The following is a 15,183-nucleotide window of genomic DNA, read 5'->3' on the forward strand; positions in this document are numbered from 1 at the left end:
GCGATCGGCGCGAGGAAGTTCTGTCATGGCGTCTTGGGGATCTGCTGCGCACAAAATCGGAAATCGACCGGACATCGCTATTGTCGGTATCGGGTGCCGTTTCCCGGCGCGCGGAACGTGAACGAGTACTGGGATCTGCTCAGTGAGCCGAAACCTCAGTTCAGGACCGTCCCGGATTCGAGGTGGCGCCGGGACTCGTTCTACAACGACGATTTCCGGGACACGTCGGCCGCGTACTCCGACAAGATGGCGCAGCTCGACGACGTAGGCCACTTCGACGCCGGGCACTACGGCATCCCGCCGCGCCGGGCGAAGTCACTCGACCCGCAGCACCGGCTGCTGGTCGACCTCACCCGCGAAGCGCTGCAGGACGCCGGCTGGGAGGCCGGCGGCTTCGAGCGCGAAGACACGTCGGTGATCATGTCGCTGTCCGAGAGCGGCTACCGCGAGATGAGCACGCTTCACATTCGCCTGCGGCAGCTCGCGGGCGGCGAGTTCGGCCGCTCGGCGGGAGCCGAGCTGGCCGAGGCGGGTTCGGCCGTCGGCGGCCTGCACGCCACGGCCATGGCCGGGCTGCTGCTCAACATGGGCCCGAGCTCGATCAGCTCTGTGTTCGACCTGCACGGCGAGAGCTACGCGCTCGACGCCGCCTGCTCCGGCGGCCTCACGGCGGTGGCCAACGCGGTGTTCGCGCTGCGGGCGGGCCGCTGCCGCATCGCCGTGGCCGGTGGCGCGCAGCTGGTGCTCACGCCGGACCTGCTGGTGGGTTTGTGCCGCATCGGAGCGGTTTCCCGCACCGGCGAGTGCCGGCCGTTCGACAGCCGGGCCGACGGGTTCGTGCTGGGTGAAGGCGCCGGCGTGCTCGTGCTGCGTCCGCTGGCCGACGCGCAGGCCGCCGGCGACCGGATCTACGCGGTGATCCGCGGCGTCGGGCTGTCCAACGACGGCACGGTCAAGGGCGGCATGATGCCGCAGGAGTCGGGCCAGCTGCTGGCGCTGCGCCGCGCGTACCGCGACGCCGATGTGGAGCCCGGCTCCATCGGGTACCTGGAAGCGCACGGCACGGCGACGTCGGTGGGCGACGACGTGGAGATCAACGCGCTGGCCGAGCTGCGTCGCGGCGCGACCACTCCCGCGTACCTCGGTGCCGCGAAGTCCGTGGTGGGGCACTCGCTCGGGACCGCCGGTATCGCCGGGCTGATCAAGTCGGTGCTGTCGGTCCACAAGGGACAGATTCTGCCGCAGCCGGACTTCGAGCCCGCCGGGCACCTGGCGCTCGACGAGGCCGGGCTGCGGGTGGCCGGCGAGGTGACACCGTGGACGGCCGACGGCCCACGTCGCGCGGGGGTGAGCGCGTTCGGCTTCGGTGGAACGAACGCGCACGTGGTGATCGAGGAATCCCCCGCGGCGCCGACGGTTTCTCCTGCCGGACCGCAGTTGTTGCTGCTGACCGCGCGCGACCGCGCGGGCTTGGCCCGGCACGCACGTGAGGTCGCGGAGGTGCTCTCACGCGAGCCGTTGCCGCCGGCCGTGGTGGCGTCCACTTTGGCGCGCCGCACGTTGTTCGCCGAACGGCTCGCCGTGGTGGCCGCCGACGCCGCCGACGCGGTGCCGAAGCTGCTGGCGGCATCCGTCGCGCTGGAATCCGGGACGACGGGGGAGCTGGCGCCGGCGACGTACGCGGGTGTCGTGGCGCCGGGAGCCGAAGTACCCGCGCCGGAGCTGCCGCTGCTGGAGCTGGCCGCGCGGGCGGTGACCGGCGCCGGGCTGCGGCCCGTGATCGGCCGGACGCCGCCGTGCACACTGCCGCCGAGCCCGCTCAGCCCGCGTAACCACTGGGTCGTCGACGAGGCGAAGCGGGTGAAGGCGCGGTCGTTGCCGCCTCTCAGCGCTTCGGTGGTGGCGGAACCCGTTGAGCCACAGGTTATTCCGTCGTCGCGGGACGTGCTGTCCGTGGTGCTGGAGGAGGTCGCGCGCACGAGCGCGTTCCCAGTCGGTGATCTGTGCGCCGGGCATGCGTTGATCGACGACCTCGGGTTCGATTCCCTCATGCTGACGGAGCTGGAAGCCAACCTTCGTAAGCGCTTCCCCGGGCAGCGCTTCGAGATCGAGCAAGAGCGCGGTGTCACAGTCGGTAGGGTGGCGGGGATCATCACGCCCGCTGTGCCGGTGCCCGCGCCACTGACTTCGGAGACCGTCGCGTTCGACCCGGCCACGGCGTCGATCGACGACTTCCCCGAGGCCGCGGCGATCGACGGGCGTCTGCGGGAGTTCTCGGACCTCGGCGTGCCGAACCCGTACTTCCGCAAGCACCAGGGTGTGGTGACCAGCACGACGACCGTCGGCGGCCGGCAGTACCTGTCGTTCTCCAGCTACAACTACCTGGGTCTGTCCGGCCACCCCACCGTGACCGCCGCGGTGCACGACGCGGTGGAACGCTATGGCACCTCGGTGTCGGGCAGCCGCCTGCTCGCGGGCGAGCGCAACCTCACGCGTCAGCTGGAGACGGAGCTGGCGACGTTCCTCGGCACGGCTGACTGCCTCGCGCTGGTGAGCGGCCACGCCACCAACGTGAGCGCCATCGGCCACCTCGTCGGTCCCGGCGATCTCATCGTCCACGACTCGCTCGCGCACGACAGCATCCTGCAGGGCTGCGCCCTCTCCGGCGCGACGCGCCGCCCGTTCCCGCACAACGACGTCGCGCAGCTCGAAGACGTCCTGCGCCGCACGCAGGCGCGGTTCCGCCGGGTGCTCATCGTGGTCGAGGGCGCGTACAGCATGGACGGCGACCTCGCCGACCTGCCGGGCCTGATCGAGGTGAAGAAGCGCTACGGCGCCCTGCTGATGGTCGACGAGGCCCACAGCATGGGCACGGTCGGCACCACGGGCGCCGGCGTCGGCGAACACTTCGATGTCGAGCGGTCCGATGTCGACCTTTGGATGGGCACCCTCTCCAAATCCCTCGCCGGCTGCGGCGGCTACCTGGCCGGCTCGTCGCGCACTGTCCAGTGGCTGCGCTACTCGCTGCCGGGCTTCGTCTACAGCGTGGGCCTCACGCCCGCCAGCGCCGCCGCTTCGCTGGCCGCCCTGCGCGTCCTGCGCACGGAACCATCGCGGCTCGCGCGGCTCCGCGAAAACTCGGGCTTGTTCCTGCGACTGGCTCAGGCGGCGGGCCTGCCCACCGGCTCAGCCTCCGCGACCCCCATCGTCCCCTGCGTCATCGGCGACTCCACCACGACGCTGCGCCTGGCCGGCGCCCTCTACGACCGCGGCATCATCGTCGACCCGCTCCTCCACCCGGCCGTCGACGAATCCCAAACCCGCCTGCGCTTCTTCCTCACCAGCGACCACGACCCCGCACAACTGGAGTACACGACGACAACGGTGGCCGCGGAACTCGCCCGCCTGCGGGAGAAGTAAGCTCCGAAAACGGTCAGCGGGGGAGTTTGCCCGCAGCACAGGAGGAAAGTCCGATTCGCGGTCGCGGAGCAGGCGGCCGCGCCGGTTCGCGAAAAGCTCGCCGGGCTTGATGACCACCAAGCGCAGTCCGTGGGCAGGGATCCGCTCGTCTCGGCGCCGATCGTACCGGGCGCGCTGCCGGCCGCGGTGGACGCCGCTGACAGTGCGCTGGTCTGGTTTGTCGAAGTGCCTGACCGGCTGATCGTGCTGGAGTTCCCGGTACGCCACCACCAAGCCGAGCCCCGGACGGTAGCTGTCGACCGGCAGCTTGCGCGCGCGGCCGTCTCGTCCGGGATCACCGAGCAGCCAGTCGAAGCGGGCTTGGCGATGACCAGGCTCGCCCAGGACCTCGTCGCACAGGTCGAGCACGTAGGCCTCATCGCTGGTCTCGCGGCTCATGGCGACGCTCCGGAATCGAGACGGTCCCAGGCGACAGGAGCGCGGCCGGGGAGCCCGCCAGCGGGAGACGTGAGCGCTTACAACAGCATTCGCTCGATCCGGTCGATCGGCTTCTCCTCCGCCGCCGGGAGCTTCGCGGCCGGAGCAGCAGCCGGCACGACGCCCAACCGCTCGGACAGCAGGTAGGCGATGATCTCTGCCTCCTGCTCCTGCGCGTCGTCGTAGGTGGCGCGCATCAGCATGTCGCGGACGAGGTCCGGGTCGAGGTTGGGGAACAGGGACCGGGCGCTCTCGTCGTCGAGCAGGCCCGAGCCGCGGTGGCAGCAGATGATGTGACCGAGCTCGTGCAAGATGATGTGCTCCTGGTGTGCGCCGGTGGTGTTGGCGTCGAAGAAGATGAGGTCTTCTTGTTGCGCCGCGACCCACATACCGCACGGGTGGGAGGCCGGCATGGGCATCGGCACGAGGGTGATCGGCCGTTCGCGGATGGTGCCCAGCCGTTCGCACAGCGTCGGGAGGTCGCAACCCTCCGGCAGGTCCAGCTCGGCGATCCGTGGCGCGCCCTCTTCGCGCATCTGCTTGAGCTGGTCGCGACGCTCCTGCGCCATGCTCAGCCCGCCGCCTCGTCGCTGACCGGCGGCAGGCCCTGCATCTGGCGATACTGGTCCATGATCGTGGTGATCGCCTGCAGGTTCTCCTCACGCATACCCGCCGCGCGCATCGCGACGGCGCGCACGCCGGCCTGCCGCATCGCCTCGATGGCGGCCAGCTCGCCCAGCACGTCGCCTGCCACCTTCTCGTCGAAGAAGTACGCGACGGACACCCCGAAGAACTTCGCCAGCGCCGCCAGCAGCTCCTGCGACGGGTTGGTGCGCTTGCCCGACCGCAGCTGCGACAGGTACACCGAGCCGACTTTCAGCTCAGGTGATTCGCGCTTCAGCTCGGCGGCAACCTCGGCGTTCGTCCAGTGCTTGCCCTGCGGACGCACCGTGCGGAACAGATCGTCGAGCCTGGAGGCCAACGTCGGCCGAGGGTCATCACTCGAGTCACTGGACATGTCCGCCCCTCCGGTCAGCGACCGATTGCTCTCAGCTAGGTCGACTATCCCAGATTAGCTGACAGTTGACAATCAGGGCTCCCCTGCACAAGACTGTGAGCAGCGCGAGTTAGCTGTTAGTTAACTCGCGCTGCTCACAGTCTTAGCGGTAGGCGTTGCACTGCCGCGGGGCGGCGCTGGGGGTGTCGCTCCGCCGGTCCGCCGGCCGGGCCCGGAGGCAGCCGGATTCAGCGAACTGCCTCCGGGCCGGCGAGCTGCGCCCATTCGTCGGCCCAGCGCGCCGCGCGCCGGTGGTCGAGTACGCGCCGGGCGATCCAGAACGCGCCGGCCAGCAGGCCGATCGCGCACAGCCAAGTGAAGGTGCCCACGAGCACGCCGTTGGTCACCGCGTCGGCGTGGGTGAGCGGGGCGGTGGTCTGCTTGCCGTTGTCGTCCAGCCAGATCGGCGCCTGCGAACCGGGGTTGCCGGCGCCCGCGGGCACTGTCACGACGCCGGTCTGCGGCGAGCCGTTCGGCAGCCGCCAGCTGGCCGTCACGCGAGAGCTGTGGGCGATCGGGGCGCTGTCGCCCATCGACGCCGGCTTCGGCGCGGGCGCGAGCACGGTCGCGGTCACTTGGTGGCGCGCGTGCAGCTGCGCGTCCGACGCCGCGGTCTCGTGGGAGGCGTCGGCCTCGCCGAGCAGCACCACGAGCGGGAGCGCCAAGATCGCGATCAGTGCGGCCAAGCCGGCGAGGAGACCCTCGATCCGGTCGGAGCGGCGCACGAGCGGATTGCGCGCGAACCCCAGTCGTCGCAAGAAACGGGTGAAGTGAAGAGGTGGTCTGCCAGCCCGGGCCTTGTTGCGCATGAGCTCCATGGTCCTCTTGGGCGCCCGCGCGCGCTGTGTCCAGCACAACGTTTTCTTTGATTTTCCTGGGAAAACAGTGTGTTCCTCAGCACGCTCAAGGTGATCGCCCCACTTGTGGGTGAACGCCGTCACTTCACGTCGCGATCGACTCGGCCGATGCTCGCCGCGCGTTGAATGCGGAGCCCGGAAACCGGTGTCAGTCCACGAGCCGGACGGTCGCGGTGGTGCTGTACGACTTGCGTCGCGTGATGCCGTGCTCCGCCACGATGCTCAGCTGGATCGACCGGTCGGACGGGGCCCAGTAACCGGTGCGCACGAAGTAGCCGTCCATCGTGCAGAGGCGGTTGGCGGTCTTGCGCGAGCTGATCGCCTCCCAGCCCCAGTGCCGGCCGCTCGCTTCCACTCCGTTGCGCCGGACGTAGAGGCGCGGGTTGCCGACCGCGCGGCAGTACTCCGCACCTTCGGCGATGCAGAGCACGCCGTCGACTTTGTAGAAGCGGTTGCCGTCGAGCAGGCTCACCTGACCCGACAGCGTCACGTTCACGCGGCCGCCGTCGTTTCCCTCCATCTCCCAGTCGACGCAGAATTCCTTCGCCGGAGCTTCGATCGACTGGGTCATGACCGCGTCCCCTTCGTGCACTGTTTCGAGAAGATTCGATTAGAAGATAGGGAAGAATCGCGCGGCCGGAAGCTTTTGGGAACGGTTTTCACCCGATAAGGCTCACGGCCCGACGGATCGTGTTCCGCGCATGAATTGCCGGCATTTTTCAGCGCACCGGGTGATGGCGGACACGGGAAGTGAAATCGCATTACCCGGAACCGGTCATGCCCCACCGTTCGGCTGGGCGGTGTGAGTCTCGCTCGAGGCCGGTCGTGTCGGCAGCGTGAGCACTCACTATGACGGTCGTCATAGTGAGTCGATCAGGGGAACCGTGCTAGCCATGAGCCATGACAGCTGTCATAGCGACCGTCGAGCCGGCTACCGCCGATGCCGTGGAGAGCCTCGTGCGAGCGTGCTCGCCGGAGGGCCTCGCGTGGCGCTTCACGCTGCCCGGGCGCCCGGCGCCGGACTGGATCCTGGTGCGCTACCGCGCGTTCCTGCTCGCCGGCGAGGCCCTCGTCGCGAAGGTCGGCGATGCCGCGGTCGGCTTGGTCAACCTCGTGCCGGAAAGCGACCGGCAGGCCGAGCTCGGGGTGCTCGTGGCCGACGCCTGGCGCCGTCGCGGCATCGCGAGCGCGCTCGTGCGCGGCCTGACCGAGGACGTCCGCTGGACGGGCTGGACGCTGCACGCCACCGTCCAGGTCGGCAACGCACCGGCCGAGGGCCTGCTGCGCGCGCACGGCTTCCACCCGGTCCCGACTTTCGAGCGGGGCGACAAGGAGTTCGAACTGGTCGTGCCGACTAGCATGACCGGTGTCATGAAGGAGGTCGTCGGTGGCGGAGTCGGAGAGGCCGGCGCGGGACCGGATGGTGTTCAGCGCCGCGCAGCTGCTGCGGACGCAGGGCGTCGGCGGTACGGGCCTGCGGGACGTGGTGGCCCACGCGAACGCACCGCGGGGGTCGCTGCAGCACTACTTCCCCGGGGGTAAGGAGCAGCTCGTCGCCGAAGCAGTGGCGTGGGCCGGCCGGTACGCCGCGCGTCGCGTGCGCCGCAACGCCGAATCGCTGGAAGACGCGACGCCGGGCAACCTCTTCGCCGCGATGGTCGCGCCGTGGCGCACCGAATTCGCGGGCCAGGGATTCGGGAACGGCTGCCCGATCGTCGCCACGGTCGCCGATTCCGCCGCGATGAGCGAAAAGCTGCGGGAGAGCGCGGCCGCCGCTTTCGCCGAATGGCGTAAACCGCTCGTCGAGGCGCTGGAGCAGATGGGCGTATCTCCCGCGCGCGTCGCTTCGCTGGCCGTGCTGATGATCAGCTCCCTCGAAGGCGCGATCGTGCTCGCGCGCGCCGAGCAGGACGTCGCCCCGCTCGATTCGATCGTCGAGGAGCTGCGGCCGCTGCTCGACGGCGCCGTGGACAAGCGCCGCCGCAAGCTCGCCTAGCGGCGGCGGAGCTTCGCGCGCAGGTTGGCGACGGTCGCCGGGTCGTGCAGCAGCTTCGCGAAGTGCTGCGACTCGACGTCCATCCGCCCGCGCACACTCGTGTTCTCGGTGTCGCGCAGCAACTCGCGGGTCAGCGCCAGCGACGAAGCCGGCTGCGCGGCCAACGCGGCCGTGCGTTCGGCGACGCGGGCCTCCAGCGCCGCCGCGTCCGCCAGCACCTCGTTCACGAGCCCCAGCCGGTGCGCCTCGGCGGCCGGCACGCGGTCGCCGAACAGCAGCAGCTCGGCCGCACGCTGCGGGCCGACCAGGTGCGGCAGCACGAAGCTGCTGCCGTACTCCGGCACCAGCCCCAGCGACGTGAACGGGAACTGCAGGTAGCTGCGCTCGGTCGCGTACACGAGGTCGCAGTGCAGCAGCAGGGTCGCGCCGATGCCGACGGCCGGGCCGTCGACGGCCGCGACCACCACCGCGCGCGTGGCGAGCAGCGCCTCCTGGAACCGCCGCACGGGTGTGTCGTCGCCGGCGGCGGAGTCGTCGTGCGCGAGGAAGTCGCCGAGGTCGTTGCCCGCGGTGAACGTGCCGCCGGCGCCGGTGAGGACGACGATCGGCGTGGCCGCTGTCTCCAGCGCTTCGGCCAGGGCCGTGTACAGGGCCGTGGTCAGTGCGTTGCGCTTGTCCGGGCGGTTGATCGTCACGGTGGTGACGGTGTCGCCGACCACGACGTCGATGCTCATGCTCCGAGAGTTCCACAACGGGACTCAGCCGGTCAACGCCGTCTCAGCGAGGCTGCGCAGCGCGGCTTCCGACGCCGTACCCGGGCTCGGCCGAGTACACCACCACGAACTGCCTGGGGTCGGTATCCACCCCCGGGCGCTGCGGGTACACCGTCACCGGCCCGACGCGCGGGTGCCGGCACGTCTTTAGCCGGATTCCCGCCATCCGCACGCGGCGGTCGGCCCACCACGTGCGGCAGTCCTGGTCGGCCGCCGAGACCTCCTCGACGACCCGCGGCCGGCCGCGGGTCGTCCGGGTAGTGACCGGCGTCGCGGCGCAGGTAGGCGACGCGCTCGCGCGCCACCTCCGGCCAACCGGCGACCACCGCCCGCTAGTCCAGGTCCAGGAACACCATCCGCACCATGGTGCGCCGCTCCGGCTCCGGCACGCCGAACTCGGCGATCAAGCGACCGGGTTCCAGGCCAGCAGGTCGAGCGCGCGCCCGACCACGAGCGCCGGCAGGTCGAGCGACGCGAGCAGGCGCCGTGCCTGCTCCCGGCCTTCCCTGCCGGGCGGGGCCGGATGGCCGGCCCGGCGATGGTCAGGAGGTACTTGCGCGCGTCGGGCGCCGGCCGCAGCGCGTCGGCGAGCGACTCGAGCACCGCGCGCGAGACGTCGGTGGTGCGGCCTTGTTCCAGGCGCACGAGGTAGTCGACGCTCACGTTCGCCGGCTGCGCCACCTCCTCGCGCCGCGCGGCACCCGCCGCGGCTGGCGTCGGCGGCGCACCCGACGTCGCACTAGTGCACGCGCGAGCGGCCGGCGCGCAGGAAGCCGGCGAGCTCGGTCATGTCCGCCATTGTCGGCGTGTGCCGGGAGCCGGCCGGCGTGGTACCGGCGGTCCTCCGGACGAACGCGCCGTGGCGCCGGGGTTCGCGGCCGCCGCACCGTGGACGCATGCGCGACACACTGCTGGGCAAAACGGGCGCGCGGGTTTCCGGGCTCGCGCTGCGCACGATGACCTTCGGCGAGGACTGAGGCTGGCGCGCGCCGCGCGAGACGAGCGCGCGGCCGCTCGACCTCTACGCCGAGGCCGGCGGTGACTTCCTCGACACCGCGAGCACCTGCACGCAGGGCTCGTCGGAACGCAACCTCGGCGAGCTGCTGGAAGGCCGCGGCGACCGGTTCGTGCTCACCACGCAGTACGCGGCGCAGACCCACGCGGGAGACCTGAACGCGGCCGGTGGCCACCGCAAGAACCTCGTCGACTCCCTGGAAACGAGCCTGTGCCGCCTGCGGACCGACCGGGTCGACCTGCGCTGGGTCGACGTGCGAGACACCCTTTGTGGCCGAGGTGGTGTGCGCGCTCGACGACCACCTGCGCGCGGGCAAGGTCCGCTACGCGCACACCGCAGTACGAGCTGCTGCGGATGGCGCGCGGTTCGACTTACCGGTGCTGGGGTGGGGCCCCGCTCGTGGAAGGGCGGCCCACGCGGAAGTACCTGCGCGGCGATGCGGGCCGGCTCGACCCCGGTGGCACGTTCCGGCCCGGAGTGTCCACAGTGGACAAATTCCGGGCGGTGACGTCCGTGGCTGAAGGCGTGTGCGGGCCGGGCCACCGCAAGGGCCGCCTGGCGCCGGGCTTCGACGCCGGCGTCCTCGCGGTGGGCGGCAACCCGTTCACCGGCGCGGCGGTCGTCCTCGACAGCCGCGCGGTCTACGTGCGCGGCGCGGCCGTCACAGCTGCGCTACCGCGCTGACGAGCCGGTCGACCTCGGCCGCCGTCGTGTAGGGCGCAATGCCTGCGCGGACGGCGCCCGTGTCGCCCAGGCCGAGGTGGCGAGAGCACTCGATGGCGTAGAAGCTCGCGGCCGGCGCGTTGACGTTGTGGCTCGCCAGGTGCTCGTACACGGCCTTGGGTTCGTGGCCCGTCACGGAGAACAGGACGGTCGGCGTGCGTTCGCGGCCGGGGGAGCCGTGGCGAACGACCTGGGGCAGCGCGGCGAGCCCGTCGTCGAGGCGCTGCAGCATCTCCCGCTCGTGCACTTCGAGCGCGGCCAGCGAGGTGGCGAGCCGCTCGCGCCGCGTGCCCTCGGCGGGTACCAGGCCCGCGAGGAAGTCGATGGCCGCCGTGGTGCCCGCGAGCAGCTCGTAGGGGAGTGTGCCCAGCTCGAAGCGCTCCGGCACGGCGTCGCTGGACGGCACGAGCTTGTCCGGCCGCAGCGTCTCCAGCAGCTCGGGCGCGGCCGCGAGCAGGCCGAGGTGCGGGCCGAGAAACTTGTACGCCGAGCAGGCGTAGAAGTCGGCTCCGAGTTCGGCGATGTCCACAGTGGCGTGCGGCGTGAGGTGCACCCCGTCGACGTAGCTGAGGGCCCCGGCCTCGCGCACCTTCGCCGTGATCGCCGCGACGTCCGGCCGTGTGCCGAGCAGGTTGGACGCCGCCGTCACGGCCACGAGCCGCGTCCTGTCGGTCAGCAACGACGTCACCGCCCCGACCGGCAGCTCGCCCGTCGCTGGATCGAAGTCGGCCCACCGTACGGTGACCCCGCGCGTGGCCGCCGCCTGCACCCACGGCCGGATGTTGGCGTCGTGGTCGAGCCGCGTGACCACGACCTCGTCCCCGGCCTCCCACGTCTTGGCCAGCGCGCGCGAGAAGTCGTACGTCACCTGCGTCATGCTGCGCCCGAACACAACGCCCTCGGCCTGCGCGCCCAGCAGATCCGCCGCTGCCTGCCGTGCCTCCCGGACGACCCCGTCCGCGCGCCGCTCGGCCGGCGTCACCGTGCCCCGGTTGGCGATCGCGGAGCAGAGGACGGCCGCCACGGCTTCCCCCACCACGTCCGGCACCTGCGAGCCCCCGGGCCCGTCGAAGTGGGCAGCCCCTTCGGCAAGGGCAGGGAAGTGCTTGCGGATCGCGTTCACGTCGTAGGCCACGGAACCCAGCATGCCGGAAGCGATCAGGCGGGTGCGAGAGCGGCTGTGGATCTCGGCTGCGGCCCTGGTCGGCTCAGGCTGGTCGACAGTCGAGACGACCGGTCATATAATTGGCAGATGCCACGTCCCAGTGTTCGTGAGGTGATCGTCGACACCGCGGTCACCGAGTTCCACCGCTACGGCTTCGCCGCGTGTTCCGTCGACACCATCACCCGGGCGGCCGGCGTGCCCAAGGGGTCGTTCTACAACCACTTCAAGAGCAAGGAAGACCTCGGGGCCGAGGTCGTCGCGCGCTACGCCGAGAGCTCGGGCTGGCGCGACGAGCACGGCGACCTCGGTCCGCTCGACACGCTGCGCGCGCGGTTCACCGTGATGCGCGACGTGCTGGTGGACAACGAGTTCACTCGCGGCTGCCTCATCGGCAACATGGGTTCCGAGCGCGCCGACCACAGTCCCGTGATCCGCAAGCAGGTCGGGGCGAGCCTCACGCACTGGTCGGACAGCATCACCGACTCCATCCGCCAGGCGCAGGCCGCCGGCGAGGTCAAGGGCGACAAGGACCCGGAGCTGCTCGGGCGGTTCGTGCTCGATGCGTGGGAGGGTGCGATCATCCGTACCAAGGTGGCCAAGAGCGTCGCCCCGCTGGACGACTTCTTCGACGTGGTGTTCGGCTCCCTGCTGTAGGAAGGTGCTCCCAGCGTGCTCGCCGACCTCGTGGACGAACTGCTCGCCCAGCCACTCCCGTGGCCCATCGTCCAGGCCGGTGACCCGGTGCTGCGCGCGGCCGCGTCGCCCTACGAAGGCGAGCTGACCGAAGCCGCGCTCGCCGGGCTGATCGAGGGCATGAAGGAGACGATGCACGCGGCGCCCGGCGTCGGGCTGGCGGCGCCGCAGATCGGGCTTCCGGTGCAGCTCGCGGTGGTCGAGGACTACGAGCGGCCGAACACGCCGCCCGAGGTGCTGGCCGCGCGCGGGATCGGGCCGTTGCCGTTCCGCGTGCTGGTGAACCCGCGGTACACGGCGCTCGGCTCCGTGCGGGTCGCGTTCTTCGAGGGCTGCCTGAGCGTGACCGGCTGGCAGGCCGTGGTCGCACGGCCGTTGCGGGTCCGGCTCGAGGCGCAGGACGAGACGGGCGCGGCCGTCGACGAGGAGTTCGCGGGCTGGCCGGCGCGCATCGTCCAGCACGAGACCGACCACCTCGGCGGCGTGCTCTACCTCGACCGCGCGGAGCTGCGTTCGCTGTCGACGCACCAGTCCGTGGCGCAGCGGTGGGCGCAGCCGACGCCGGCCGACGCCGCCAAGGAGCTGGGCTTCGACCTGCCCTGAAAAGCCCGGGTCCGCGATTCGAGGTCGTCCCTTGACAGAGTTAAGACGACCGGTCATATTCAAATTATGACAACTTACCGAGCTCTGGAAGTCACCGGCACCCGCCAGTTCGCGCTCAGCGAGCGGGAGCTCGTCGTGCCGTCGTACGGGCAGGTCCGGGTCAAAGTGGAGTACTGCGGCGTCTGCCACTCCGACGTGCTGGCGGTCGAGGGGATGCGGGCCGACCCTGACGTGCCGCGGGTGCCCGGCCACGAGATCGTCGGGGTGATCGACGCCGTCGGCGAGGGGGTGCGGGCGTGGCACGTCGGTGAGCGCGTCGGCATCGGTTACCTGGGCGGGCAGGACGGCGAGTGCGAGTACTGCCGCCGCGGCGACTTCGTCAACTGCACCGACCAGCCGTGGACCGGCACGCACGTCGACGGCGGTTACGCCGAATACACCTACGCTCGCGCCACCGGCCTCGTCCGCATCCCCAGTGGACTGTCCGCTTCGGATGCGGCGCCGTTGCTGTGCGCGGGGATCACCACGTACAGCGCGTTGAGCAAGCTCGACGCACGTCCCGGGTCGCTGGTCGCGGTGCAGGGGATCGGCGGGCTAGGCCACCTCGGCGTGCAGTACGCGAAGGCGCTGGGCTACCGCGTCGCCGCGATCGCGCGCGGCACGGACAAGGCCGAGCTGGCCACGCGCCTCGGCACGGACGAGTACGTCGACAGCACCGCCGGCGACCCCGGCGCGCAGCTGCAGAAGCTGGGCGGCGCGGCGGCGATCGTCGCGACGGCCTCGAGTGGCGCGTCCATGTCGCCGCTGGTCGCGGGACTCGCGCCACGCGGGCGGCTGGTGGTCCTCGGCGCGGCGCCCGACCCGCTGACGATCGGCACCACGGACCTGATCTTCGGCACGCGCACAGTGGCCGGCAGCCTCACCGGTTCGGCCATCGAGAACGAGGACGGCCTCGCGTTCGCCGCGGCTCGCGGCGTGCGGCCGATGAACGAGATCGTCCCGTGGACCGACGCCCCGAAGGCGTATGAGCGCATGCTGTCCGGCCAGGCGCGCTTCCGCGTCGTCCTCGACCTGGCGGCCTGAGGCGGCGCTGCTCGTCGATGTCCCCGGCCGCCGGCGGCAGCTCACCCGGCTCCGTCTGAGCCGGATCTCGGTTGAGCCGAGTTTTGTCGGTGCCCGCTGCTAGCGTCCTCCTCGGTTGGTATTCGACTGGGAGGACCGCATGGAATCGTTGCAGGACAAGGCAAAAGCGTTCAGAGAGCTGCACACTCAGCCGATGGTGGTGCTGCCGAACGCGTGGGACGCCGGCAGCGCGGCCGTCATCGAGCACGCCGGCGCGCAGGCCATCGCCACCACGAGCGGCGGGGTCTCCTGGGCGCTCGGCCGCGGTGACGGTCAGGGTTTGACGCGGTCCGAGATGACCGGCGCGGTGCGGCAGATCGCCCGGGCCGTCTCGGTGCCGGTGACCGCCGACATCGAAGGCGGCTACGGCCCGGACCCCGCGGACGTCGCCGCGACCGTCGGGGAGGTCATCGGCGCCGGCGCGGTCGGCGTCAACCTGGAGGACTCCCAGGCGGGCACGCTTTCGCTGTTTTCTCCGGAGGCCCAGGCGGCACGTCTGGCGGCAGGCCGTGCGGCTGCTGCGTCGGCCGGCTTGCCGGAGCTGTGGATCAACGCCCGGACGGACGTGTACCTCTTCGGCGTCGGCGAGCCGGAGCGCCGCTTCGACGACGTCCTCGCGCGCGCCCACGCGTACGCCGAGGCCGGCGTGGACAGCATCTTCGTGCCGGGCTTGGTGGACCTGGCGGTGCTTCGAGAACTGACGGCCGCGTCACCTCTCCCGGTCGCCGTCATGGCCGGGGCCGGCGCTCCGCCGGTGGCGGACTTCGCATCCGCCGGCGTCCGCCGCGTCACCGTCGGCACATCGCTGGCCCAGGGCGCCTACGCCGTGGCCCTCCGCGCGGCCCAGGAAATGCTCGGCGCGGGCACCTACGACGAACTGGGCTCCGGGATGGATTTCGGCGCTCTGAACGGCTTGTTCAAGTGAGGCCTTCGGCGGTGCGGAGGTGACTGCGGTGTAACTGGCGTTCTGTCGCCCCCGTGTCGGGGCGGTGGGGGCGATCCCGAACCGGATGGATCACCAAGGACCCATGCCGACCGAGCGGGTTCGAATCGCGTTGGTCCCGGGGACTGGACCGGGGGGACGACGTGGGTTCGGGTCGCGTGGACCGGGTGGCCCTGGACCGCGTGGACGGCGCGGGTTCGGACCGGGAGGGTTCTGGGGTGGACCGCGCCGACGACGTGGACCCGGGTCGCGTGGACCGGGTGGCCCTGGACCGCGTGGACGGCGCGGGTTCGGACCGGGAGGGTTCTGGGGTGGACCGCGCCGACGACGTGGACCCGC

Annotated in this window: 16 protein-coding genes and 3 pseudogenes; 11 read left to right on the forward strand and 8 right to left on the reverse strand. The window is 71.2% G+C overall.

The window, feature by feature from the left end; translation table 11 throughout:
- Window positions 1–93 precede the first annotated feature (93 nt).
- Window positions 94–3,420: an aminotransferase class I/II-fold pyridoxal phosphate-dependent enzyme gene (locus AB0F91_RS05630; RefSeq protein ID WP_360595006.1), complete on the forward strand. Its 3,327-nt coding sequence runs from the start codon at window positions 94–96 to the stop codon at window positions 3,418–3,420.
- A gap of 515 nt (window positions 3,421–3,935) precedes the next feature.
- Here AB0F91_RS05630 and AB0F91_RS05635 read toward each other — a convergent pair.
- The 4 genes from AB0F91_RS05635 to AB0F91_RS05650 all read right to left on the reverse strand — a co-directional run bounded on the left by AB0F91_RS05635 (window position 3,936) and on the right by AB0F91_RS05650 (window position 6,382).
- On the reverse strand, window positions 3,936–4,466 hold the full coding sequence (locus tag AB0F91_RS05635; RefSeq protein WP_360595008.1) for a toxin: 531 nt from the start codon (window positions 4,464–4,466) through the stop codon (window positions 3,936–3,938).
- Window positions 4,467–4,468: 2 nt separating this feature from the next.
- On the reverse strand, window positions 4,469–4,915 hold the full coding sequence (locus tag AB0F91_RS05640; protein WP_360595010.1) for a helix-turn-helix transcriptional regulator: 447 nt from the start codon (window positions 4,913–4,915) through the stop codon (window positions 4,469–4,471).
- 227 nt (window positions 4,916–5,142) lie between these two features.
- Window positions 5,143–5,712, reverse strand: coding sequence for a hypothetical protein (locus AB0F91_RS05645; RefSeq protein WP_360595012.1), 570 nt, complete (start codon window positions 5,710–5,712; stop codon window positions 5,143–5,145).
- 247 nt (window positions 5,713–5,959) lie between these two features.
- Window positions 5,960–6,382, reverse strand: coding sequence for a hypothetical protein (locus AB0F91_RS05650; RefSeq protein WP_360595013.1), 423 nt, complete (start codon window positions 6,380–6,382; stop codon window positions 5,960–5,962).
- A 329-nt stretch (window positions 6,383–6,711) separates the two neighbouring features.
- Between AB0F91_RS05650 and AB0F91_RS05655 the strand changes: the two genes are divergently transcribed.
- Together AB0F91_RS05655 and AB0F91_RS05660 are read left to right on the forward strand one after the other, a co-directional pair.
- Window positions 6,712–7,353, forward strand: a complete 642-nt coding sequence (locus AB0F91_RS05655; protein ID WP_360595015.1) for a GNAT family N-acetyltransferase — start codon at window positions 6,712–6,714, stop codon at window positions 7,351–7,353.
- Window positions 7,295–7,807, forward strand: a complete 513-nt coding sequence (locus AB0F91_RS05660; RefSeq protein ID WP_360595017.1) for a TetR/AcrR family transcriptional regulator — start codon at window positions 7,295–7,297, stop codon at window positions 7,805–7,807. Before AB0F91_RS05655 ends, AB0F91_RS05660 begins: the two co-directional genes overlap by 59 nt.
- Here AB0F91_RS05660 and AB0F91_RS05665 read toward each other — a convergent pair.
- The 3 genes and pseudogenes from AB0F91_RS05665 to AB0F91_RS05675 form a co-directional block, all read right to left on the reverse strand.
- Window positions 7,804–8,541 carry an enoyl-CoA hydratase-related protein gene (locus AB0F91_RS05665; RefSeq protein ID WP_360595018.1) on the reverse strand — a complete coding sequence of 246 codons (738 nt, stop codon included), beginning with the start codon at window positions 8,539–8,541 and terminating at the stop codon, window positions 7,804–7,806. The genes AB0F91_RS05660 and AB0F91_RS05665 overlap by 4 nt on opposite strands.
- Window positions 8,542–8,584: 43 nt before the next feature.
- A pseudogene (locus tag AB0F91_RS05670) lies at window positions 8,585–8,812 on the reverse strand (hypothetical protein); the annotation flags it as partial.
- Window positions 8,728–9,264 (reverse strand): annotated as a pseudogene (locus AB0F91_RS05675) (helix-turn-helix transcriptional regulator); the annotation flags it as partial. The pseudogenes AB0F91_RS05675 and AB0F91_RS05670, both read right to left, overlap by 85 nt.
- A gap of 104 nt (window positions 9,265–9,368) precedes the next feature.
- Between AB0F91_RS05675 and AB0F91_RS05680 the strand changes: the two are divergent.
- The 3 genes and pseudogenes from AB0F91_RS05680 to AB0F91_RS05690 all read left to right on the forward strand — a co-directional run bounded on the left by AB0F91_RS05680 (window position 9,369) and on the right by AB0F91_RS05690 (window position 10,279).
- Complete coding sequence (locus AB0F91_RS05680) at window positions 9,369–9,557, forward strand: hypothetical protein (RefSeq protein ID WP_360595019.1); 189 nt, start codon at window positions 9,369–9,371, stop codon at window positions 9,555–9,557.
- 18 nt (window positions 9,558–9,575) lie between these two features.
- Window positions 9,576–10,103 (forward strand): annotated as a pseudogene (locus tag AB0F91_RS05685) (aldo/keto reductase); the annotation flags it as partial.
- Window positions 9,995–10,279, forward strand: a complete 285-nt coding sequence (locus tag AB0F91_RS05690) for a hypothetical protein (RefSeq protein WP_360595021.1) — start codon at window positions 9,995–9,997, stop codon at window positions 10,277–10,279. The pseudogene AB0F91_RS05685 and the gene AB0F91_RS05690, both read left to right, overlap by 109 nt.
- Here AB0F91_RS05690 and AB0F91_RS05695 read toward each other — a convergent pair.
- Window positions 10,257–11,465, reverse strand: a complete 1,209-nt coding sequence (locus AB0F91_RS05695) for a cysteine desulfurase-like protein (RefSeq protein WP_360595023.1) — start codon at window positions 11,463–11,465, stop codon at window positions 10,257–10,259. The genes AB0F91_RS05690 and AB0F91_RS05695 overlap by 23 nt on opposite strands.
- 105 nt (window positions 11,466–11,570) lie before the next feature.
- On the opposite strand from AB0F91_RS05695, the gene AB0F91_RS05700 reads away from it, so the two are divergent.
- The 5 genes from AB0F91_RS05700 to AB0F91_RS05720 all read left to right on the forward strand — a co-directional run.
- On the forward strand, window positions 11,571–12,137 hold the full coding sequence (locus AB0F91_RS05700) for a TetR family transcriptional regulator C-terminal domain-containing protein (RefSeq protein WP_360595025.1): 567 nt from the start codon (window positions 11,571–11,573) through the stop codon (window positions 12,135–12,137).
- Window positions 12,138–12,152: 15 nt separating this feature from the next.
- Window positions 12,153–12,779, forward strand: a complete 627-nt coding sequence (locus AB0F91_RS05705; protein ID WP_360595027.1) for a peptide deformylase — start codon at window positions 12,153–12,155, stop codon at window positions 12,777–12,779.
- A gap of 66 nt (window positions 12,780–12,845) precedes the next feature.
- Window positions 12,846–13,862: an alcohol dehydrogenase catalytic domain-containing protein gene (locus AB0F91_RS05710; protein WP_360595028.1), complete on the forward strand. Its 1,017-nt coding sequence runs from the start codon at window positions 12,846–12,848 to the stop codon at window positions 13,860–13,862.
- 139 nt (window positions 13,863–14,001) lie between these two features.
- Window positions 14,002–14,826 carry an isocitrate lyase/phosphoenolpyruvate mutase family protein gene (locus AB0F91_RS05715; RefSeq protein WP_360595029.1) on the forward strand — a complete coding sequence of 275 codons (825 nt, stop codon included), beginning with the start codon at window positions 14,002–14,004 and terminating at the stop codon, window positions 14,824–14,826.
- 176 nt (window positions 14,827–15,002) lie between these two features.
- Window positions 15,003–15,183, forward strand: a 181-nt coding sequence (locus AB0F91_RS05720) for a hypothetical protein (protein ID WP_360595031.1), incomplete at its 3' end; no start/stop codon positions are given.

The organism is Amycolatopsis sp. NPDC023774 (assembly GCF_040639695.1).
Taxonomy (GTDB): Bacteria; Actinomycetota; Actinomycetes; order Mycobacteriales; family Pseudonocardiaceae; genus Amycolatopsis.